The sequence below is a fragment of the Asaia astilbis JCM 15831 genome (assembly GCF_000613845.1).
Classification (GTDB): Bacteria; Pseudomonadota; Alphaproteobacteria; order Acetobacterales; family Acetobacteraceae; genus Asaia; species Asaia astilbis.
Genome location: NZ_BAJT01000013.1, coordinates 1 through 21,392 on the forward strand (window position 1 = coordinate 1; position 21,392 = coordinate 21,392).

13 protein-coding genes and 3 pseudogenes are annotated in these 21,392 nt (G+C 58.4%); 9 read left to right on the top strand and 7 right to left on the bottom strand.

Going from position 1 to position 21,392, the window contains the following annotated elements; translation table 11 throughout:
• The first annotated feature begins 87 nt into the window (after positions 1-87).
• The 7 genes and pseudogenes from ssuD (at position 88) to JCM15831_RS10495 (ending at position 10,190) form a co-directional block, all read left to right on the top strand.
• The gene (gene ssuD / locus JCM15831_RS10440) at positions 88-1,269 is read left to right on the top strand and encodes an FMNH2-dependent alkanesulfonate monooxygenase (RefSeq protein WP_025824229.1); all 1,182 of its coding nucleotides are present in this window, start codon (positions 88-90) and stop codon (positions 1,267-1,269) included.
• Entirely contained in the window at positions 1,269-2,690 is a 1,422-nt protein-coding gene (locus JCM15831_RS10445; RefSeq protein WP_025824230.1) for an FAD/NAD(P)-binding protein, read from the top strand. The genes ssuD and JCM15831_RS10445 overlap by 1 nt, the downstream gene beginning before the upstream one ends.
• A pseudogene (locus JCM15831_RS18290) lies at positions 2,687-4,170 on the top strand (MFS transporter). The gene JCM15831_RS10445 and the pseudogene JCM15831_RS18290 overlap by 4 nt, the downstream one beginning before the upstream one ends.
• 161 nt (positions 4,171-4,331) lie before the next feature.
• Positions 4,332-6,569, top strand: coding sequence for a TonB-dependent receptor family protein (locus JCM15831_RS10475; protein ID WP_025824236.1), 2,238 nt, complete (start codon positions 4,332-4,334; stop codon positions 6,567-6,569).
• A gap of 352 nt (positions 6,570-6,921) precedes the next feature.
• Entirely contained in the window at positions 6,922-7,092 is a 171-nt protein-coding gene (locus JCM15831_RS21535) for a hypothetical protein (protein WP_156938829.1), read from the top strand.
• 98 nt (positions 7,093-7,190) lie between these two features.
• Positions 7,191-8,854: pseudogene (locus JCM15831_RS18295) on the top strand (phospholipase C).
• A 79-nt stretch (positions 8,855-8,933) separates the two neighbouring features.
• Entirely contained in the window at positions 8,934-10,190 is a 1,257-nt protein-coding gene (locus JCM15831_RS10495; RefSeq protein ID WP_025824237.1) for a cytochrome-c peroxidase, read from the top strand.
• A 1,518-nt stretch (positions 10,191-11,708) separates the two neighbouring features.
• On the opposite strand, the gene JCM15831_RS10500 is transcribed toward JCM15831_RS10495, so the two are convergent.
• Complete coding sequence (locus tag JCM15831_RS10500) at positions 11,709-12,620, bottom strand: SPFH domain-containing protein (protein WP_025824238.1); 912 nt, start codon at positions 12,618-12,620, stop codon at positions 11,709-11,711.
• 259 nt (positions 12,621-12,879) lie between these two features.
• Here JCM15831_RS10500 and JCM15831_RS10505 point away from each other — a divergent pair, with 259 nt between their 5' ends.
• Together JCM15831_RS10505 and JCM15831_RS23995 are read left to right on the top strand one after the other, a co-directional pair.
• The gene (locus tag JCM15831_RS10505) at positions 12,880-13,950 is read left to right on the top strand and encodes a cobalt-precorrin-5B (C(1))-methyltransferase (protein WP_025824239.1); all 1,071 of its coding nucleotides are present in this window, start codon (positions 12,880-12,882) and stop codon (positions 13,948-13,950) included.
• A 395-nt stretch (positions 13,951-14,345) separates the two neighbouring features.
• Positions 14,346-16,551: pseudogene (locus JCM15831_RS23995) on the top strand (TonB-dependent receptor domain-containing protein).
• 18 nt (positions 16,552-16,569) lie between these two features.
• Here JCM15831_RS23995 and JCM15831_RS21930 read toward each other — a convergent pair.
• The 6 genes from JCM15831_RS21930 to JCM15831_RS18310 form a co-directional block, all read right to left on the bottom strand.
• The gene (locus JCM15831_RS21930; protein WP_198024299.1) at positions 16,570-16,824 is read right to left on the bottom strand and encodes an MDR/zinc-dependent alcohol dehydrogenase-like family protein; all 255 of its coding nucleotides are present in this window, start codon (positions 16,822-16,824) and stop codon (positions 16,570-16,572) included.
• Entirely contained in the window at positions 16,815-17,591 is a 777-nt protein-coding gene (locus JCM15831_RS18305; protein WP_198024300.1) for an alcohol dehydrogenase catalytic domain-containing protein, read from the bottom strand. Before JCM15831_RS18305 ends, JCM15831_RS21930 begins: the two co-directional genes overlap by 10 nt.
• A 55-nt stretch (positions 17,592-17,646) precedes the next feature.
• The gene (locus tag JCM15831_RS10525; RefSeq protein ID WP_025824240.1) at positions 17,647-18,924 is read right to left on the bottom strand and encodes an MFS transporter; all 1,278 of its coding nucleotides are present in this window, start codon (positions 18,922-18,924) and stop codon (positions 17,647-17,649) included.
• Between the two features lie 145 nt (positions 18,925-19,069).
• Positions 19,070-19,213 carry a hypothetical protein gene (locus JCM15831_RS21540; protein WP_156938830.1) on the bottom strand — a complete coding sequence of 48 codons (144 nt, stop codon included), beginning with the start codon at positions 19,211-19,213 and terminating at the stop codon, positions 19,070-19,072.
• Between the two features lie 101 nt (positions 19,214-19,314).
• Positions 19,315-20,460 carry an anhydro-N-acetylmuramic acid kinase gene (locus tag JCM15831_RS10535; RefSeq protein WP_035774300.1) on the bottom strand — a complete coding sequence of 382 codons (1,146 nt, stop codon included), beginning with the start codon at positions 20,458-20,460 and terminating at the stop codon, positions 19,315-19,317.
• Between the two features lie 7 nt (positions 20,461-20,467).
• Complete coding sequence (locus tag JCM15831_RS18310) at positions 20,468-21,364, bottom strand: N-acetylmuramic acid 6-phosphate etherase (protein WP_156938831.1); 897 nt, start codon at positions 21,362-21,364, stop codon at positions 20,468-20,470.
• Positions 21,365-21,392 lie beyond the last annotated feature (28 nt).

The following is a 21,392-nucleotide window of genomic DNA, read 5'->3' on the forward strand; positions in this document are numbered from 1 at the left end:
CCGCCTGCCTGACGCCCACCCCGCTGCGGCCAAGCGGACCCCGTTCGGCCCCATCCCGACAAACGCCCAGCAAGAGAGCGCATCGTCATGACAACAGCCCCCCTCCATACCACACCTGAAAAAATCAACGTTTTCTGGTTTCTGCCGACCCATGGCGACAGCCGCTACCTCGGCACGAGCGAAGGAGGGCGGGCGGTCAATCTCCCCTATCTGCAACAGATCGCCCATGCCGCAGATACGCTGGGTTATCATGGCGTGCTGCTGCCGACAGGACGAAGCTGCGAGGATTCATGGATTGTCGCCTCCGCGCTAATCACCTCGACAGAGCGTCTGAAATTCCTTGTAGCTGTCCGCCCGGGTCTGCAATCCCCCACGCTGGCTGCCCGCATGACCGCAACGCTCGATCGCCTTTCGGGCGGGCGCCTGCTCGTCAATGTCGTGACAGGAGGCGACCCGCGTGAAAATGGCGGTGACGGGCTCTTTCACGATCATGCAACGCGCTATGCCATTACCGACGAATTCCTCGACATTTATTCCCGCCTGCTTCGCGGCGAGACTGTCGAGCACGAGGGACCGCATTTTCGCATCGAAGACGGTCGCCTGCTCTTTCCGCCCCATCAGGAGAACGGCCCGCCGCTCTATTTCGGCGGCTCGTCAGATGCCGGGATCGATATCGCGGCACGCCGGGTACAGAAATATCTGACCTGGGGCGAACCCCCTGCCCTTGTGCGCGAGAAAATCAGCCGCGTGCGGGAGGCCGCAGCCAAAGCGGGCCGCGAGGTCAGTTTCGGCATCCGTTTTCATGTCATTGCCCGCGAAACAACGGCAGAGGCCTGGAAAGAGGCGGACCGCCTGATTTCCAAGCTGGACGATGCGACCATCGCCGAAGCCCAGAACGTCTTCTCCCGCCTCGATTCCGTCGGGCAGGCACGCATGAGCGCGCTTCATGGCGGACGACGCGACAAACTCGAAATCAGCCCCAATCTCTGGGCCGGTGTCGGGCTTGTACGTGGCGGGGCCGGGACGGCTGTCGTGGGCGATCCGGCCACCATTGCCGAGCGCATCGACGAATATCGACGCGCCGGATGCGACAGTTTCATCCTGTCGGGCTATCCGCATCTTGAGGAAGCCTATCGCTTCGGCGAGCTCGTGCTTCCGCTTCTGCCCACAGGCAACCCCGTGCGTGCAGCGCAAGCCACCAGCAATATGGGGCCCTTCGGCGAGAGCATTGCAGGCGACCGCCGACCCGGCCTGGTTTCGGCTTCCTGATGGACCATTCACACCCCCCTGTTCCGGTTGTGATCGTCGGCGGTGGAGCGACCGGCGCGATGGTGGCATGGCATCTGCTCCGCCAGCGTCCCGATCTGGGAAAGCACGGCGTCACGATCATCGAACCGCGCCATGAGCTTGGCGCGGGACAGGCCTATGGCACGCATGATCCACAGCATCGGATCAATGTTCCGGCTGCGCGCATGAGCCTTGATACGCAAAAACCGAGCGATTTTCGCGACTGGCTCGACCTCGATGCGCTGGCCGCCATCGACCCGGACGCGTTTCTTCCCTCCGGCGATCTTTACCCTGCGCGCGCGCAGTTCGGCCGCTATCTCGCGGCCCGTCTTGCCCCCTATCTGGAGACGGGCAGGCTGAGACATGTGCGCGGCACACTCGATGACGTCACGCAGACCGGGACGACGTGGCACCTGTCGGTCAGTGACGGTCCCACGCTCGACGCGACGCTGCTCGTCATTGCGACCACCCATCCTGCGCCCTCGCTGCCCGCTCCTCTTACGACGCTCGAGCATGACAAGCGTGTCGTGAGCAATCCCTGGCGGGATGACGCCCTCGCCCGTATTGCTCCTCAGGAGAGCGTAGCCATTATCGGCACAGGCCTGACAATGGCCGATATCGTCGCGAGCCTGTCGGCGCGCGGCCACAAGGGCAGGATACTGGCCTTTTCCCGCCGGGGATTGCGGCCACGCGCCCATGCGCCTCAGGCTTCGGCGCTTTCGGACGTGCTCCTCATCTCCCCAGCTCCGACAGCATTGGCACTGCTGCGGAACATACGCGCCAGCCTGAGCGATCATGCCGATCTTTCCTGGCATGAAATCATCGACGCGGTCCGCAAGCAGGGACGCCAGCTCTGGGGCTCGCTGCATACTGTCGAACGCCGTCGGCTCATCCGGCATCTGCGTCCCTTCTGGGACGTGCATCGATTTCGGATCGCGCCTCAGGTCGATCGCGTTCTGGAGACACGTCTGGCAGAAGAGAGCCTCGCCCTGAAGGCCGCGCGTCTCATCAATGCCGAAGCGACGGACGAGGGAGTCACGCTGACCTTGCGTCCTCGCGGCGGGACCGAAGAAACGCACTTAGTCGATCATGTCATAAACACGACCGGCCCCGATCACGCGGGCATCGTGCATCGGACACCCTATCTGCGCGCACTGGCTGCACTACGTGTCGTCGAGCCCGACCCGACCGGGCTCGGCATTCATACATGCGCCGATCATCATGCCCGTGTCGGGATGCAACGCATCGCCAATCTGCTGATCGCCGGGCCTCTGTCACGCGGTCAGTTCGGCGAATTGATGGGCCTGCCGGAAGTCACGGAAAGCGCCCAATCCGTGGCCCGGCATCTCGCAGCCCTGCTGCCCTTAACTCCGGTCCTTATTCCAGACGAGGTTGAACCATGAGTGCCCAGCCGCCTCAAGACGCCTTGCGTCCCATCATCCGCTCCGCCGATGATATTGCTGCCCTCGTCAATCGGGGGCCAACGGGCAAGGGACACGCCAATATCATTGTGCTGCTTGCACTCGGTGGTGTGTTTCTCGACGCCTATGATCTCACGACGCTGTCCTACGGCATTGGCGACGTGCAGAAATATTTCAATCTCTCGGGCTCCGAGACGGGCATGGTGCTGCCGCCATGAGCGCCGGGACGATCATCGGCAGTCTGAGCGGGGGCTGGCTGACCGATCGCATTGGTCGCTACGCGGTTTTCATGGCCGACATGGCCTGCTTCGTGATTGCGGCTCTGGTTGCCGCAGCTGCCCCCACCGCCAGCATTCTCATTCTCGCCCGTTTTGCCATGGGCTTTGGCGTCGGGATGGATCTGCCGGTTGCCATGGCTTTTCTTTCCGAGTTTTCCAAGCTCTCGGGCAAAGGCAGTAAGGCTGGTCGGGCCGCCGCCTGGTGCCCGACCTGGTATGCCGCGTCTTCGGTCTGCTTTTTGCTCGTCTTTGCGCTCAATGCCGTTGTCCCTGCCAGCCATCCTGACTGGCTGTGGCGTGCGTCTTTGGGCTTTGGCGCCGTGCCAGCCTTATCATCATCCTTGTGCGTAGCCGCTTCATGAGTGAGTCCCCCCTCTGGGCCGCGCGCCACGGGGATCTGGAAAAAGCCGCGACGATCCTGCGCGCCACCCACGGAATCGATCCGGTTCTGCAGATTACCGTGCCGCCGCAAAGCGCACCGTCCCCCAGCATGATGGCCCTGCTGCGTGCGCCGCTTTTGCGCCGCACAATCCTTGTCATCGGCATGAAAATTGTCAGCGCGACCTCTTACGCGGCGATTGCGTTCGGGGCGCCCAGCCTGCTGATGACAATGCTTCATCTGGATCGCACGCAGGTCCTGATTGTCTCGATCCTGCTCAATCTCTCTTCGCCCTGACTGGCGGCCTGCTGGGTGTGCGTCTGACGCGCTCTTTCGGCTCGCGGCCGATCACCCTTGCGGGATATGCGCTTCAGGTCGTCGGCATTCTTCTGCTTGCGCTGAACGGGACGCCGCATTCCACACTCGGCATTGTTCTGGTCATGACAGGATTTGCCTCGTTTTTGTTTGCTCAGGGCTTTGGCCCCGGATGCCAGCAAATGGTTTATCCGACGCTCAGCTATCCGACCGAGCTGCGCGGCTCAGGCATCGGCTTCACCAATTTCGTCGCCGGTTTTGCAGGAACGCTGAGCATGTGGCACTGCCCTCAGCCTTCACCACGATGGGCACGACGATCTTCTGGGTCATCCTGATTGCACCTCTCGTCGGTATCGCGCTGCACCTCGCCATTCGCTGGGAAGTGTTCGGCTATGACGCCGATAGCGATCGGGAGCTCGACCTCGCTCTGGATGCCTCGCGCGCATCCTTGCCAAACGAGGCGTTGTGCCCGTCAGAGCGAAGCGCCTGAAAAGCGCGATCACAAGCTCACCACGAAACGCCCCCGAAACAGATCGGAAAGGTCTGACACCATGCTGAACTCTGCTCTCTCCTTCACCGCCATCCAGTCGCGATGTCCGTCCGCGATGCGCCTCTCTCTGACCTCTCTTCTGACTCACGGACACCGACCTGATGAAACACCGCCACCGACCTGACTTTCTCGCTTCACGACGCGCTCTTCTAGGCGCCAATTCGCTCGTGCTCCTGACTGGCATGAGCCTCCTCCCTCATAAGAGTGCCTTCGCAGCCGAGCTGACCGCCAAAGATGGCTCCAAAGCACGACACGCCGCGACAGATCGCTCCACAGCCTCACAGAAAAAATCCGGTGCTGCTCCACACCGTGCAGCTGGCGCTGAGTCAATCACCGTCTCTGAACGCCGCCTCTCTCCCGTCGCAGCCGCGACGCGCCAGCTGGACACGGTTCCGGGTGGAGTTTCGGTCATCAGTTCCAAAGACGTGCTGCGCAGCCGCAACCTGACCAACGCCGATATTCTGGCGTTTCAGCCGGGCGTTTTTGCCCAGAGCTCGGGCGGTGGCGACGGATTGCGTCTTTCCATACGCGGCTCCGGTATCCAGACCGGCACGAATTATTTCCGCTCCGGCATTCTGATGATGTTCGACGGGCTGCCGGTCACCACGCCTGCCGGAACACCCTACGAGCTTTTCGAGACGCTGGGCATTCAGTACACCGAGGTACTCCGCGGCGCCAACGCGTTCGATTATGGCGGATTGCAGCTCGGCGGCGCGATCAATTACGTCACGCCAACCGGCTATACTGCCGATCATTTTCAGGCGCGTGCGGAAGCAGGAAGCTTCAATTACAACAAGCAGCAGATCAGCTCGGGCGCAGTCATCGGCAAATCCGACTATTATATCAGCCTGACCAAGTCCTATCGCGGCGGGTATCAGGCACAGACGGCCGCGAGCAGCTTTGGCGTGAATGCCAATTATGGCTATCGCTTCAATGACAAGGTCTCAACGCGGCTGTTTTTCCGCTATCGCCAGACGCAAAATGGATATCCGGGGTATCTGACGCGCTCCCAGATCGAGAGCAATCCAAAACAGGCTCAGGCGCTTTACGTCACGCTGCATGGTCACCGCATCCAGCCCGGCAGCAAGTTCTATGGCGACATGACCACGATCCGCATCGACGATAAATCGAAGCTCGAACTCGGCTTCGATTATCAGGATGCCCCGATCGATATCCAGAATACCGCGACAGCGCAGCGATGGGGGTACAAGACCGTTGCAGGCGTCGTGCGTTACAGCCGCGATGACAGGCTTTGGGGCCGTAAGAGCGAGACGCTTTTCGGCATCGACACCTACACCGATCTCGAAGCCTGGCAGACCAACCGCACCCGAACGACAACCGGACTTTACGCCAAAATTCCGCTCGGCACCGTGCTGCGTCATTCGAATTATGGCGGCACGGATAATTATTTCCACATCCGCAATAATTATGAGCTGTTTCATAATTTCTGGCTGACCGCTGCGGGAGCGCTCGATTTCGTCCAGCGTTCGACCGAAGTCACCTACCCGACACAAAGCGCCGTTGGCACGTCAGGCCTCGGCTTTACGCCACGCGGCGGGTTCCGTTACGTGATCTCACCCCATGCCTCTCTCTACGGCAATGTCAGCCGCAGTTTCCAGCCGCCCAATGACTGGCAGATTCTCTCAGGCGCCCTCTATACTTCTGGCGCGGCGCAGGGGCTCAATGCGTCAGGGGTAAAGCTCGATAATCAGACCGCCACGACCTATGAAGTTGGCACGCGAGGAGACTGGAAGAATAATCGCTGGAGTGTCTCCTACTACTACTCTGACGTGCGCAATGAATTGCTGTCCGTCATGACGCCGCTCTCTCAGCTCTATGGTGCCGCCACCTATTCCAATGCGAGCCCGACGACCCATCAGGGCGTCGAGGCATCGCTCGAGACCGATCTCATCAAATGGTCCGGGGGCAAACTCGGCCTGCGACAGTCTTACACCTGGCAGGATTTCCATTTCAAACATGACGCCGTTTTCGGTCGTAATGCCCTGCCCGGCATCCCGGCCCATTTCTATCAGGGCGAAATCCGTCTCGACCTGAAAAACGGTCTCTATGCCAATTTCAACACACAGGTCTCGTCAAAAGTCTCCGGGTCGTATGACGACACGTATTTCGCGCCCTCATATCATATCTTCAACACGACGATCGGCTATGAGTGGCCGCACAAACACCGCCAGGTGTTCCTGTCCTTCAACAACCTCGCCAACACGCATTACGCGTCGATCGTGGTCCCGGGTTATATCGCCGCTGGCAAGCAGCTCTCTGTCTTCCAGCCGGGCGATGGCTTCGGTGTCTTTGCAGGCATCTCGGCAGGCTTCAACTGAAGCCCTTTCCATCTGAAACGAAGATCGTCAAGCCTGAGGAGCGTTCGCGCCAGGACGGCGTCACACTCTCCTCACGCTGATACGCCGCCGACTTCATGGGAGATCATGATCGGCGGCCATGAGGACGCTTTGCGAGATACGATGGAGTCCCTTCTTTGTCCGAACCGGAGTCCAGGAATCTCGTTCAGAATCTCTACTTCCCGAGAACAGAAATTCGGACTGGCTTTCAAAGACTTGTTCTCAGAAAGCCGTCTCACATCGGGTTTATTCACGGAAGAGTCACACGCAACTTCCCCTTAATCCTTTAACCAAGCGCCGTAACCCCGCACCCTTATGGACAAGGCGCCGGTCAATGGAATTTCAGCTTCAGCCCGAGATCACCAATGCTCCTTCGGATCGTTGGCGTCAGACCCTCGTCGCCGCCTGGCGCGAGCATCGTCTTGAGACGATTTCCCTTCAGTCGCGTCGCAGTGGACTGAAGCCGATGCAGGACGCGCCCTTGCGCGACGACGATCGGGCCTGAGCCACGAACGACCTTTCCCTGACGTTTCAGGCCTTGCCATCCGGGCGTGACGGGATAGACGTTTCTTTTTTACCGAACAGGTGTTTTCGTTCCCCATCATGACACGCTCGATCCGTTCTCTCGCCTCCGCCCTTCTCGCGCTCACCTCCCTGAGCGCGCCCCTCACAGCCCGGGCTGAGACCCAGACGAAGACGCCGATCAAGCATGTCGTCGTGATTTTCGACGAGAACGTGTCGTTCGACCACTACTTTGCGACCTATCCTCAGGCGGCCAATCCCGAGGGCGAGCCGGTCTTTCTGCCCCGCCTTGGAACGCCCGCAGCGAACACGCTGCTCCGCGCCAATCTGCTTGTGACGAACCCGAACACCAATCCGGCAAATGGTCCGAATGCCGCCCTGCCATTCCGGCTCGATCGAAGCCAGGCCAGCACGGCAGACCAGAACCACGGCTACACGGCCGAGCAGATGGCTTATAACGGCGGCAAGGCCGATCTCTTCCCCCTCTATACCGGTAACGGTTCACCTGGCGGTGTCGGAGCCTTTGCCACGCATGGCCAGGTTATGGGCTATTTCGACGGCAATACCGTCACGGCGCTCTGGCGCTACGCGCAACGCTTTGCCATGAGCGATAACGCCTATACCGACACCTATGGCCCCTCGACCCGGGTGCGCTCGAGATTGTCTCAGGCCAGACAAACGGCCTCCACATCGTCGCGTCGGCGGAAAAACGCAGCACGGTGGCCCACCCTTCTCCTTTCATCCCCGACGGTCAAGGTCATGACGATCAGGGTGGGCTGACCATGGTCAATGACATCGACCCGAATGGCGATGTCTGCTCTGTGCCCGGTGAGCAGGTCTGGCTGGAAGGCCGCAATGTCGGGGATCTGCTGACCGTCAAGGGCGTGAGCTGGGGCGGATTCATGGCGGGGTTCGACCTCTCGCACCGCAACCATAACGGCACCAGCGGCTGCCAGCGCACGACCTATTCAAGCATCGTGGCACAGACAGTTGTGGATTATATTCCGCACCATAACTGGTTTCAGTACTACCCGAGCACGTCGAACCCCAAGCATCTGCGCCCCTCGGGTGTCGAAGCCATCGGTCAGACAATGGGTGTGGATGGCAAGACGAAAGACCCGGCCAACCATCAATATGATCTGGAAGACTTCATTGCTGCTTCCAAAAGCGGTCATATGCCCGCCGTATCTTTCCTGAAGCTGCCCGCCTATCAGGACGCCCATGCGGGGTATTCCGATCCGCTGGATGAGCAGGAAGGCGTCGTCCGCATCGTCAATTTCGTTCAGTCCCGACCGGAATGGAAAGACACCGCCATCATCATCGCCTATGACGATTCCGATGGCTGGTACGACCATGCCTTCGTGTCGCCCCAACATAGCTCTCATGATGCCGAGGCAGATCAGCTGGATGGACCCGGCCAATGCGGCAAGGCTCCGGCTCCGCTCGGCGTCAAAGGCAAGCCTGTGAACGGGCGTTGCGGCCCCGGCACGCGCACGCCGCTTCTGGTTCTGTCACCTTGGGCCCGCAAGAACGCCATCGACCACACTCTGCTGACACAAAGCTCGGTTCTGCGCTTTATCGAGAATAACTGGCTTGAGGGAACGCGTCTGGGTGGCGGATCGTTCGACGCAGACGCGAACGATCTCGATGGTCTCTTCGATTTCAAGAGCACGCCGGATGTCACGCCGCTTTATCTCGCACCCAAAGACGGCTCGGTGCTGCGGGATGCTCCCAAGACCCTCTGAGGTTTTCAGCGCGCAGCGATCGGTTTTCGGAAATCGCTGCGACACTCGGAGACCTCTTCCCCGGTTCCTGACACGGTCATTGTTGCTGTTGGCGGTCGCCCTGACACCGTCCGCAGCCTTTGCGGCTGACTGCGCGCCTACCGGCAATGGAAGCAATCCTTGCCCGGTGACGCTTGTGCGGCCGCCTGTGCTTCCGCTTTCTGCAATGGCGAAACTCGGCAAGGCGCTTTTCTTCGACGCTACGCTTTCGGGGTCAGGCACGCTGTCCTGTGCCTCCTGCCACGTGCCAGGCGCGCATTATGCCCCCGACAATACGCTTGCCTTCGAAAAAGGGGGCGTCGCCATGGACCGGTTCGGGGTTCGGGCTGTGCCTTCGCTGACCTATCGCGAGAGGCAACCGCCTTTCAGTGTGGGGCCTGACAACGCGACAAGCGAGGTCGCGCCGCCGGCGCCTCCACCGCCTGCAACCAAAGGCCTGAAATCGGCCAGTAATACAGGCGCATCGGCTCAGGCCATGGTGCCGCAGGGCGGACTTTTCTGGGATGGCCGTGCGGACACCTTGCAAAGCCAGGCCGCCGGGCCTCTCTTCGACTCCCGCGAGATGGCGGCCACGCATGCTGGGGTTGTCTCCCGCCTGCGCCACGCCCCCTATAGTGCCGACCTGTTGCGCCTGGTTGGACCCGGCGCATCCGACGACATGCTGATTGCGGACGCACTTTTTGCGCTGGCCCGATACCAGATCGAAGCGCCGGGCTTTCATCCTTATTCAAGCCGTTATGACGCCTGGCTTGAAGGCAAGACACGCCTCACCCGGGATGAGGCGGAGGGTCTGGCGCTCTTTAACGATCCGAACAAGGGCAATTGCGCGGCATGCCATCTAAGCAGCGTCGATGAGGAGGCGCGGCCGCCCCTTTTCACGGACCATCAATATGAAGCGCTGGCAGCCCCTCGAAATCCGCTTGCTCCCACGGGCACGACCGATCTCGGTCTCTGCGCAGCGGGTCGCGCCGATATTGGACATACAGAAGCCTATTGCGGATTTTTCCGTACCCCGTCGCTCCGCAACAGCGCGACGCGCAAAGTCTTCTTTCATAACGGGGCCTTCACATCGCTCCGTCAGGTCATGGATTTCTACGTTTGGCGCGATGTGGATCCCGGACGCTTCTATCCACGACGTCCAGATGGTTCAGTGGCCCTTTATGACGATCTTCCCAAACGATACTGGGCAAACATCGACAAGACGGATGCCCCCTTTGGCGACCGGAAAACGCCAGCGCTTACATCACAGGAGAACGATAAGATCATCGCTTTTCTGAAGACTTTGACGGACCGCTGAAGTCATCGAGCATCGTACCGCGCGATCTCCGAAGAACGTATGGGTACGAGAAAAGTCTCTCCCCGACATCTCGCTAGGTTCCTGTTGCGGCGTAGGTCGTGTCGAACATTGGATTAGATTCAAGATTATACGATAGGCGCACTGAGGAACCTTTTGCAGGACCAGGCGATCTTGTCGGAGTCGACAATAGCACTCCTAATCGAACCTTCGTTTCGCGCGCTCGATGCGATTGCAGTCCTTGTAACGCCCCCAGTCTGTTTCACAGGGCACCATGATTTCTCGACGCAAGGCAGGCACCGATAGTCTCATCAAAGTGTCCGTAGACTTTAACCCGCATTGGATCGCCCGAGACAGCAGAACCAAGAGGGCACTCCAAGAAATGGTATTGATCGTCAGCTTCACTCATAAAGCCGCCAGATTATCGACTAAAAAGCCAGGCCAAGCAATATTGATTAAAATAGAAATAATAAATCACCGATAACGGATCCTACGACTCAACAATTTGGATGATTGAAAATAAAATAACCTCCGATCTAGCGTAGATAAAATATAACAGCCATAGTTTTGTGGGAATCCATGTTAGAGACGGCTTCCCTTTTGAAGCTTTGGGGTTCCCCGTGACGAAATATAGATATATCACACTGGTAACATTTTTTGCTTTTACTTTATCTTCCATAATTTATGCCTCCGGGTTTGCGCCGAGACATTATATTCCGTCGGAAAATCGAAACGAGTTATTTTTCGATTCGATACAAACGTGCTTAAGAGCCCCCATTGTGGAGACATTGATATTTTTCGAGATCCCATTTTTCCTAGTGAAGTTCATAAATAGGAAAGAGATTGTATACATGAGCGGAGTATTTTCTTACGCTCTATTCAGTACGCTACATTTCCCCATGGGATCTCTCAATGAAGGAGGAGGGAGGACTGTATATGATGCTTTCATGATATCCTTTTTCCCGGCACCTTTATTTTCTTTGATATTTATTTCATCAAAGCTACTGAGAGTATCATCACTAATTCGAGTTTCCTTCTCTCACTCATTATTTAATCTACTTATAATGTTGAGAACCTCATATCTTCATTTCTGAATGGTCGCTCTGGATACAGACGAAGCAATTAGAACCATTAGGATAGAATGGCGACTTGGCCCAAGAAAGGACCGCTCGCAGCATCCGTCAACACAGGCGTCCATGCCCCACTGAGCTTCCTCCATTTTGCCTGCTCAGATGGCCATGCTTTCACACGCGCCTTCGTTGCTGCGGCTTCGGCTTGTGTTTACCATTGCTGTCCCCGGCAACGATAACGCGGAAGTCCCAACGGTTTTGAAGCACTTTTTCTGCTTCTTGTTTCCTCGCTGCAAACCCTCGCAATTGACAATAATCCCGCAGATTGGAAGGCATCGCTCATCGAGCCTCCCCCCTTTGCCAAAGCCCGTTGAGAGATAGAGTCAGAGACAGTTCGCCAGCACCTCCATCAGCCCGCGAAGATCGCTACTCTTCTGTCTCGTCACAAAGCCTAAGTTGCAGTCGGGATAAATTGACCTGATGCAGCGGCGGCAATCTGGCCGCTATTCATATCGACCGGGACGAAAATAACCGTCGCCTTGCCGGTGCGGCTGGCGGTGACGACCATATCGGCCTGATTTACGTTCTGCATCAGGGTGAGGATCGCGTCTTCGCTGACACCCGGAACACTTTGCCTGAACAATTCAGCCGCCTCGGCAAATCCGGCTGCAATGGCTTTACGTTCATTAGCGATGCCTTCGCCCTGCAGTTTCTTGCTCTCTGCCTCTGCTCTGGCAATACCGACTCGACGCACCATTTCGGCCTCGGCTTCAGCCTGTGCGGCGTCTTTGCGGGCGATCGCGGCCAGCTTGTTATTCATCGCCTCCTGAATTCCTGCAGGGGGCATGGGCTGCTCAATGGTCACGCCATGAATTTCAAGACCGGATTCCAAAGCATCGGCAACCTGATCGGCAATCACGCGCCGCGCGATCTCGTTGCGCTGCGAATAGAGCTCCGCAAGCGTCATGGTAGAAGAAATCTGTCGGATCTCGTTCTCGACGCGAAAGACGAGACGCTTGACGGGCTGCGAGACTTTATAGGCGTAGCTGAAGACGGCTTCACGATCGTCGCGCACGCTGTAAAGCAGCACCCAACGGATCTGGATGAAGACGTCATCACGCGTCTTGACCTCGGAGGACGTCTCGATCTGCATCTGCTGCAAAGAGACCTTGTAAGCCACCCGGTTCAGGATCGGGATACGGAAATGCAACCCGCTCTCGAGCAGTCTGCGCTGTGGTTTACCGAGAAATTCGGTGACATAGACCATACGACCCGGAACGACCATGATCCCGCCGAACAGGATGAACACGACCAGCACAATCAGAGCGAGAAACGCGATGGTAATGAGAAAAGATACTGGCATTTTCAGGGTCTCCTTATCTGTTTCGTTGTTAAGACAAGTCTACGCTGTGCAGACGCCGCTACCCGAAAAAAGAGAACTTTATCTCTCTAACGCAAAGTCTAATTTTCGCGCCACCGAAACAACATGGCACATCGACAAGAAGACGACGAGAGCATCATTTGACGACAAGACTGGCGATATCGCGGTTGAAATGCGATGAGTGACAGGTGCGATCACTAACGCGGCCTCTAGCCGCCCGAGCAGTTGGGAGGCTGAGCTCATGACGCAAGCCACCGCCCTGCGTCGAGGATGGACAACAGGAAGCTGCGCGACTGCGGCGGCAAAGGCCGCGTGGTCTCTCCTCGTGCATGAAGACTGCCCAAACCCTGTCACAATTACTCTGCCGGGAGGGGGAGAGGCCGCTTTTGCAATCGATGGTGCAGGACGCGAGGGAGAGACCGCATGGGCCAGTGTCATCAAAGATGCAGGAGACGATCCTGATGTCACTCATGGTGCGCTGATAACCGTACGGGTCGAAGCTCAGCCCGCACTAAGCGGCGTTACGTTCAAAGCAGGCCCCGGTGTCGGGACGGTTACTCAGCCCGGCCTTCCCCTGCCGCCCGGCGAGCCCGCCATCAATCCCGTACCACGTGCCATGATCTGCACCGCCCTCGAGCAGATCACACCCGGCGCGGCAAATGCCGTTGTGACGATTTCGGTCAAGAACGGCGAAAAACTGGCCGAACGCACGCTTAATGCCCGGCTCGGCATTCTTGGCGGGCTCTCCATTCTCGGTACGACCGGGATCGTCATTCCCTATTCCTGCTCGGCCTGGATCCACTCAATCCATCGCGGTGTCGACGTCGCCCGCGCACTAGCATTACCCCATATCGCAGGCAGCACAGGGTCGACATCTGAAAATGCTATCCGCTCGCTCTACGGTCTGAAGGACACCGCCCTCATCGAGATGGGTGATTTTGTGGGAGGGTTCCTCAAATATCTCCATCGTCACCCTGTCCCACGCCTGACCATTGCCGGTGGTCTCGCCAAGATGACCAAACTCGCTCAAGGCCATCTCGATCTGCATTCCAGCCGCAGCCTCGCCGACCCTCAGGCCTTGCTAACGCTCGCAGCGCCTCTGAATCCGACGGCAGCGCAAAAATCTGAGCTCGAGAGGGCCCAGACAATCGCTCAGGGCTATGCTGCACTCGGCGACGCGCGTCTTGGTACGCTTATCGCCAATCGCGCCGCAGCATGTGCGAGACAGGCGTTGAACGCCCCCTCTTGTCAGCTGGATGTTGTCGTTTTCGATCGTCAGGGCGCTCTGATCGGACGGAGTACACTCGCCTGACTCCGCACGCGCGCACTCAAGCCGCACTCAAGCGAGACATTGCAAAAACAGTTACGTATCCGAATTGACCATCTGTCGCATCGTTATCATAATGTAACATAATGATAAATTGACGATGGAAAAGCATCATGACGCGTCGAAACTTGAAATGGTCACTCTCACTGTTGAGCCTGAGCGTCGTCATGCCAGCCATTTCTTTTCCCTCTTACGCTGACGAAACCTCCTCGCCGCATCGCCCTTTGCCTAAAAGCTTGGAAAAAGAGCACGCTCGACCAACACCGGTCCCACTCAAGAAAAGACAGACCACGTCTGTAATCTCAGGCAACGAGGCGATCTCGGTCAGCGGAAAGCGCGTTCGCAACCATGGGGCAGAAGTCGCTGTGACCCGCACGATCATGGAGCGCTTCATTCCCGGCACTAACCCGATGCAGGTACTCTCGCAAAGTCTTCCGGGGGCCAATTTTACCTCATCCGACGCGTTCGGTCTCGATACGGCGGCCAACACCTTCTATGTCCGCGGCTTTACCCAGACGCAGATCGGGGCCACGCTCGATGGAATACCGCTCGGCACACAGGGATTTACCAATCAGAACGGTGTCTCCATCACTCAAGCCATGATCCAGGACGATCTGGCCGGCATGACCCTCTCTCAGGGAGCGGGATCTCTCGACACGTTCTCAGCTCAGCTCCTCGGGGCTGCCATGAGTTATGTTTCGTCTGACCCGACTGACAAGGCGGGAGGGAGACTAAGCCAGAGTTTCGGCAGTTATAACGCCTTTCGTACCTATGCTCGCGCCGATAGTGGCGTTCTCAATCCTAGCGGCACGAAGTTCTACGCGTCTTTCGCCAGAACGGAGAGCAATCTGTGGAAGGGCGAAGGCTATCAGCGCGAATTACAGGCCGATGCAAAGCTGGTGCAGCCGGTCGGGCCTCACGGCAAGCTGACCGGATTTTTCGGCTTTGGCAATTTTACTCAGGCCAATTATCTCTCACTCACGAAAAACATGTGGCAGCGCCTGGGTCGGGATACAACCTATCTCAAGCCCGACTACGAAAAAGCCAAGCTCTGGCTTATTACGCGCAATATACCTCCGACGTCCCTCCCGGCTATGAAGGCGTCTTGTCCAATGATGAGGTCGGCAATTATGCATGGGATGGCTCCCAGATACAGCGCAGCTATCTCTCTTCCGTCACCGGCCATTTTGACCTGACGGAGCATCTGCATTCCGACACTATCGCCTATAGCAACATCGCCAGCGGTGTTTACGGTGGCACCAATAATTTCGTGACCTCACCGAGCTATGGCGTGCCTGCTCTTCTTCCGGACGGGACAGTCAGCGGTGTGCCCATGGCGCTGCAACGCGCCCATGCCGATATGCGCCGCCTCGGCTTTACCCAGAAGCTCTCCTATGAAGCGCCTCATCACAACCTGATCGAGGGCGGTCTGTGGTACGAGAACAACCGCTGGGTCTATGATGCGCGCCTGTATGAGGACACGCCAGAAGCCGCGCATAACATGATGTCCGACTTCAAGAAGGGCACGGGTCATACATGGTTCGAGAACACCTATAATTCGAACAGCTTCCAGTTTTTCCTTCAGGATCGCTGGACAATCATCAAGGGGATGACCCTGCTGGCAGGCTTCAAATCCCTCACCCAGACAACCCATGGCGGCACCAAGAACGATTACACCCAGCAACTCATCGATGAAGCTGGAACGCCTATTACAGGCGCCCGGCACGGGGCTCGCTGACGGCTTCGGGCGCGTTTCTCCCGCATTTCAGCTTCGATTATCACTTTCTGGATCATCATGAGGTCTATTGGGATATCGCAGAAAACCTCCGCGCTTATGATTATTACTCCCAGACGACATCAGGCACGGCCTGGGGTGGTCTGGGCAATGCGTCGCAGCCCGCGCAGCAAGTCTTTGACGCCAACAAGAAAGTGCTAAAGCCCGAACGCACGTGGAATTATGTCGTCGGCTATCGTTATGACGACAGGTATTTCACGGGTACGGTCGATTACTATCATACCGATTACTTCAATCGTCTCGCATCGATCACCGAGGGAACGGCGAACAACACGCGCAGCGCCTACATGAATGTCGGGCGTGAAACGATGGATGGGGTCGACATCCTCGGGTCGGTCCGGCCCGTCGAAGGGCTGGAAATCACGAACAGCTTCAGCTGGAACAACGCCCGTTATCAGGGGACAGGCATCAATTACGGCGGCAAGCTCTACAGTCTGAAAGGCAAGAGACAGGTTTACTACCCGGCTTATATGTACAAAGCCAATCTCGCCTATCAATGGCGTGGCACGCAGTTCAATTTCAACGTCAATTATATTGCCTCGCGCCCCATGACGTTTCTCAACGATGTGCACCTGCCCCCCTACTGGCTGGCCAATGCGACGCTCTCTCATGATTTCGGCCAGATCGGCTTCGCTCAGCACCTCAAAACGAGCTTCGGCGTCACTAATCTCTTCGACACCAATTATATTGGGGGGGTCTACGGAGCAGCCTCGGTATCAGGCGATAATAACAGCAATTTGTTTGTAGGCGCGCCGCGTCAGTTTATCGGATCGATTGGCGCGCAGTTCTAAGATCGGGAGAAGTGCTGCTCAGAATTCGAGCAGCACCTTCATCGCCTCACGCCGGTTTGAGGCCAGATCGAAGGCCTGTCCTGCGTCCCCAAGCGCAAAACGATGCGTCACCAAGGCGCTCAGATCGGCTTTGCCTGAATCGATCAGATCCACCGCCAGCGCGAACTCATCGCCAAAGCGGAAAGACCCGAGCCAGCTCAGCTCTCCGGTCACGATACGGCTTTGCGGCAGCGTGACATCCTCGCCGAGCCCAAGCTGAACGATCAGCCGCATGGGGACATCAGATCCAGTGCCCCGCGCAGGGCCTGTTCGTTGCCCGAACACTCGATCAGCACATCCACTGAACGCTCAAGAGAGGCCAAAGCCTCGGGGTCTTCTCGAGAATTGATGACCCGATCGGCACCGGCCCTAAGTGCGACCGCTAATGGCTCTGCGAGAATATCGGTCACAATCACTTCTTTCGCGCCGTTCAGCCTCGCTGCAATCGCAACCAATGTGCCAATCGGGCCGGCCCCTGTGACGAGCAGCGTCTTGCCCATCAGCGCGCCGGCTCGGCTTACCGCATGAAGTGCCACAGCAAACGGCTCCGCCAAGGCGAGCGCGGCCGGTCGCTTTTGTCGACCTGCGACGCATTGCCGGGCCTTACAGACCAGTTCCTGCTGAAAAGCGCCATCGACATGCGGGTTGCGCATGGCGCTGCCGTAAAACCGCATATCGGAACAATGGTTGACGCGACCCGCACGGCATTGAAGGCATTGCCCGCAGGCAAGGCCCGGATTGACCGCTACGGTATCGCCAATCTCAAGAGAAGACACATCGGGGGCCTTCTCGATGATCCGGCCCGCAATCTCATGGCCGAGAACCATGGGGTGCTTCAGTCTCACAGCCCCGAAACCACCATGGTGGTAATAATGCAGGTCTGAGCCACAAATACCTCCTGCCTCTACCCGTACGCGCACCTCTCCCGAGGTCAGAGGCGGCACGTCACGTGTCTCGATCCGAAGATCGTGCGGAGCATGAATCACGAGCGCCTGAGACATGAGAGTTTCCTTGATCGTTATAGGAAAATGAGAAGCGTAAGCTGACCCGTGTGGCCTAGCCGGGCGCGGCTCGTGGCGGCGCAATGCGCTCGACTGGCCCCATGATGACGAGATACGAAAAAGCGCCGACAAGGCAGAGCGCCCCGGCGATGGCGAGGGGCAGCACGAAAGAGCCGCCCGTCAGCATCAGGAGCAGGCCGGTAAAGGTCGAAATGCCGATCCCGGCCAGATTGGCCGCGCCATTCTGCAACGCACCGATCAGGGCGACATTGCTCGCGCTGGGCGCGACCTCTCCGGGAAGAGTCCAGATAATCGCCGCCGAAAACGCCAGTGACGCATAGGAAATACCCATAAGAACAAGGGCCGTCACAGTGCTCTCAACCAGTGGCGCCAGAGCGATCACACAAGAAACCAGCATCCCGCCGACAAGGCAGGTCTTGCGCGCACGCGTTGCACTCCAGCCATGGCGCAGGAGCGCATCAGAGACGGCGCCGCCGATCCAACCGAAGGGGATGGCAAAAAGCGCCGGGAAGAGGCCGTAATATCTGACCTCTTCCATCGAAAAATGACGGGCCTTGATGAGAAAGGTCGGAAACCAGGTGATGAAGAAATAGATCGCGAAGTTGAGGCAGAAAAACCCGATCATCATGCCCCAGATCGTGCGCTGCCTGAGCAGAAAGCCTAGGGATACCGGCATCACGTCAGTCGACGCGGCGCCAGCATTCTGGCCCTCGCTCAGCAAGCGACGCTGCGCGTCTCTGACACGAGGATGGTCTTTCGGGTCACGATAAAAGCAGAGCCAGAACGCCACCCAGATGAAGCCGACAGCTCCTGTCCAGAGGAAGGAATGACGCCAGCCAACAAAGGTGACGAGCCACGCTACCAGAGGCAGAGCGAGCGCGGATCCGACACGAGAGCCGCTATCGAAGATGCTGCTCGCAAACCCCCTCTCGGTGCGGGGAAACCAGTTGAACACAACCTTGGCAAAACCGGGCAATGCGCCAGCTTCGCCGACACCCAGAAGCAATCGCGCACCGAGCAGGCTGGGCAGATCCGAAACAAAAGCCGTGACTGCCGTAAAAAACGACCACCACAGGACCGATCCAGCGAGACAGCGACGTACCCCGAAACGGTCGATCATCCATCCGACCGGGAGCTGCATCAGAGCATACGTCCAGAAAAACGCGCTCAGGGCGAGACCCATCTGGAAGGAAGACAAATGAAGCTCTGCCTCGATGCGCGGCACCGCGATGGCGAGATTCGAACGGTCGAGAAAGTTGATGATATTGGCGAGGAAACACAGGGCAATCATCTGCCAACGCAGCGGGCTCATCGACAGTGTCCTCCCGATCGACAGGCCGCATTCTCCCCGTCACAGGGAGAACTCGCAGTGGCCTCGATCTTTCTTACCTGTCTGATACCCTACCGTTTGATGAATTTTACGTCACCTTACGGATCATCACTCTTGTGTGACGGTCTCAGTTGCAGGTGTGGAGAACCGATTGCGGGCTGTTGACGGCATAGGAACTTGCCGTGGGATCATTGGCACAACCGGCATGTTCGATGCCGTTACAGGCTGTCAAAGTCAGCGCACCCACCAGAAACGCCAGTAATTTTGTCATGATCCGATCCATCCCCTGTTTCGTCTTATCAACGCATCACCGGGTCGGAACAGTCAATTAAACACTGGGCGAGACAAAGTCGAACGACAGAAAGAACCGGCTCAACCGCGACCGGAGGTTGCAGCCCAGAAGCCTTTGGGTGGTCGACTCATCGCCGAACTGAAACGCCCCCCCGTCAACAGCCCCGGCGCCCCCGTGATACCCGGTGCTGAAAGAGGCAAGCCGCGCAGGCTGCGCATGGCGAGATAGGCAAAGCATTCCGCCTCGACCATATCCCCGTTCCATCCCAGCGCCTCGACAGGAGCCACATCCCCCGGCACCGCGTCAGCAAGGCCTTGCATCAGAACCGGATTATGACGCCCGCCGCCACACACAAACCAAAGACGCGGCGGTTCGGGGAGCGGGATCGAAGCAACCGCGCGCACTGTCAGTGCAGCAAGGGTCGCGGCCCCATCCTGCGCAGTAAGGGGAGCCACGTGATCGAGCACGGAGATGAAAGCTTGCCGGTCGAGAGATTTTGGCGGCTGCCGTTGAAAGAAAGGATCTGACAGAAGCCGCGCCAATAGCGCGTCATCGGGTTTTCCAGCACGCGCAAGAGCGCCGTCCCGATCGCAGGCATAGCCTGTATGGCGCAAGGCCCAGTCGTCGAGCAAGGCGTTGCCGGGACCGGTATCGCCCGCGAGAACTGCCCCATCGCGACCGACAAACGTAATATTGGCGACGCCTCCGATATTGAGGATCGCGACCGGCCCCTGCTGCCCTGCAAGACAGGCCGCATGATACCAGGGAGCGAGAGGCGCCCCCTCTCCTCCTGCAGCGACATCGTCACTGCGAAAGTCGTGAATCACCCCAAGCCCGGTCGCGCGGGAGAGATGCAATGCGTCTCCGATCTGCCAGGTCTGCCCGGCTTTCGGGGCATGGTAGATCGTCTGGCCGTGAAATCCGATCAGATCGGCTTCCTTCTCCACTGCGAGGACCCGACGTACGGCCTCGGCATGAATATCGGTCAGCCTACGCTCGGCTGACAAAAGCTCAGGCTCATTTCCCGTCAATCCTGCGGCACGATCCAGCAAGGCGTAAAGGGTGCGACGCAACTCAGGGTCGTAAGCCAGACTGAGCGACGCCCCCCGACGACCGATACTGACCCCGTCCGTTTCGATCAGAGCGGCATCGACCCCATCGAGCGATGTCCCACTCATGAGACCGATGACGCGCAGGTAGCCCGGCGGACAGTTGTTCTGAGGCATTGCGTCTCTAGGCCTTTAATACGATGTGCAAATCGCCACCTGCTGCCTGAAGCGCTGTTTCTGCCTCTTCCAGGTTCATCCCCTGACGGAGCAGAACAGCCCGTTTTACATTGCCCTTGGTCGCCGCCAGCGCGGCTTCGATCTCAGCATCGCTGCCTCCAGCAATACGTCGAACCATCCCGATGGCGCGTCGGCCGAGTTTGGCATTGGTCACGCGCATATCGACCATCAGCCCACGATAGACATGCCCCAGACGGAGCATCAATGTCGTGGAAAGCAGGTTCAGCGCTGCCTTCTGAGCGGTCCCCGCCTTAAGACGGGTCGATCCGGCAATGGCCTCTGCGCCGGTAGGCAACAAGATCTCGAGTTCGGCCTCACGAAGAAGGCGCGTTTCGGGCACGCAGCTGATGCCAATCGTCAGCGCGCCTGCTTCACGGGCAAAGGCCAATGCGGCGCAGCTATACGGCGTGTTTCCGCTCGCGGCGATGCCGAACACGACATCATTCGGTCCGACCTCATGGGCAGTCAGTTCACGTTGAGCCGCATCCTCGTCATCTTCTGCGCCTTCAACCGCCTGAGACTGGGCACCGCTCCCTCCGGCCAGCATGAGCACCAGACGCTCCGGCGGCCAGCCATAGGTTGGGGTCAGCTCCACGCCATCCTGCATTCCGACGCGCCCGGCCGTTCCTGCTCCGATGTAGAAAAGCCGCCCCCCGGCCCTCAATCGCGGCAAAGCGGCCTCCACGACCGCTTCCAGCTGTGGCACCGCCGCGCGCACCAGAGCCGTTGCGGTCATCTGGGCTTCAGCGAGAGCCTCGAGAATGGTCGCCGTTGGCCAGAGCTCGATCGTTTCATAACGCGGGTCGTGCGTTTCGGTCTGGGAGGCACTCGGCTTGTCATTCATGACAATCATCCTGTTTCTCGGCCTTGTC

What these genes read in the sequence shown, in the direction of transcription:
- JCM15831_RS10445 (WP_025824230.1), top strand. Translation starts at nt 1,269, where the DNA reads ATGGACCATTCACACCCCCCTGTTCCGGTTGTGATCGTCGGCGGTGGA.
- JCM15831_RS21540 (WP_156938830.1), bottom strand. Translation starts at nt 19,213, where the DNA reads ATGACAAAATTACTGGCGTTTCTGGTGGGTGCGCTGACTTTGACAGCC.
- JCM15831_RS18310 (WP_156938831.1), bottom strand. Translation starts at nt 21,364, where the DNA reads ATGAATGACAAGCCGAGTGCCTCCCAGACCGAAACGCACGACCCGCGT.
- ssuD (WP_025824229.1), top strand. Translation starts at nt 88, where the DNA reads ATGACAACAGCCCCCCTCCATACCACACCTGAAAAAATCAACGTTTTC.
- JCM15831_RS10525 (WP_025824240.1), bottom strand. Translation starts at nt 18,924, where the DNA reads ATGAGCCCGCTGCGTTGGCAGATGATTGCCCTGTGTTTCCTCGCCAAT.
- JCM15831_RS10535 (WP_035774300.1), bottom strand. Translation starts at nt 20,460, where the DNA reads ATGCCTCAGAACAACTGTCCGCCGGGCTACCTGCGCGTCATCGGTCTC.
- JCM15831_RS21535 (WP_156938829.1), top strand. Translation starts at nt 6,922, where the DNA reads ATGGAATTTCAGCTTCAGCCCGAGATCACCAATGCTCCTTCGGATCGT.
- JCM15831_RS10505 (WP_025824239.1), top strand. Translation starts at nt 12,880, where the DNA reads ATGACGCAAGCCACCGCCCTGCGTCGAGGATGGACAACAGGAAGCTGC.
- JCM15831_RS10500 (WP_025824238.1), bottom strand. Translation starts at nt 12,620, where the DNA reads ATGCCAGTATCTTTTCTCATTACCATCGCGTTTCTCGCTCTGATTGTG.
- JCM15831_RS10475 (WP_025824236.1), top strand. Translation starts at nt 4,332, where the DNA reads ATGAAACACCGCCACCGACCTGACTTTCTCGCTTCACGACGCGCTCTT.
- JCM15831_RS21930 (WP_198024299.1), bottom strand. Translation starts at nt 16,824, where the DNA reads ATGCGGCTGATCGTTCAGCTTGGGCTCGGCGAGGATGTCACGCTGCCG.
- JCM15831_RS18305 (WP_198024300.1), bottom strand. Translation starts at nt 17,591, where the DNA reads ATGTCTCAGGCGCTCGTGATTCATGCTCCGCACGATCTTCGGATCGAG.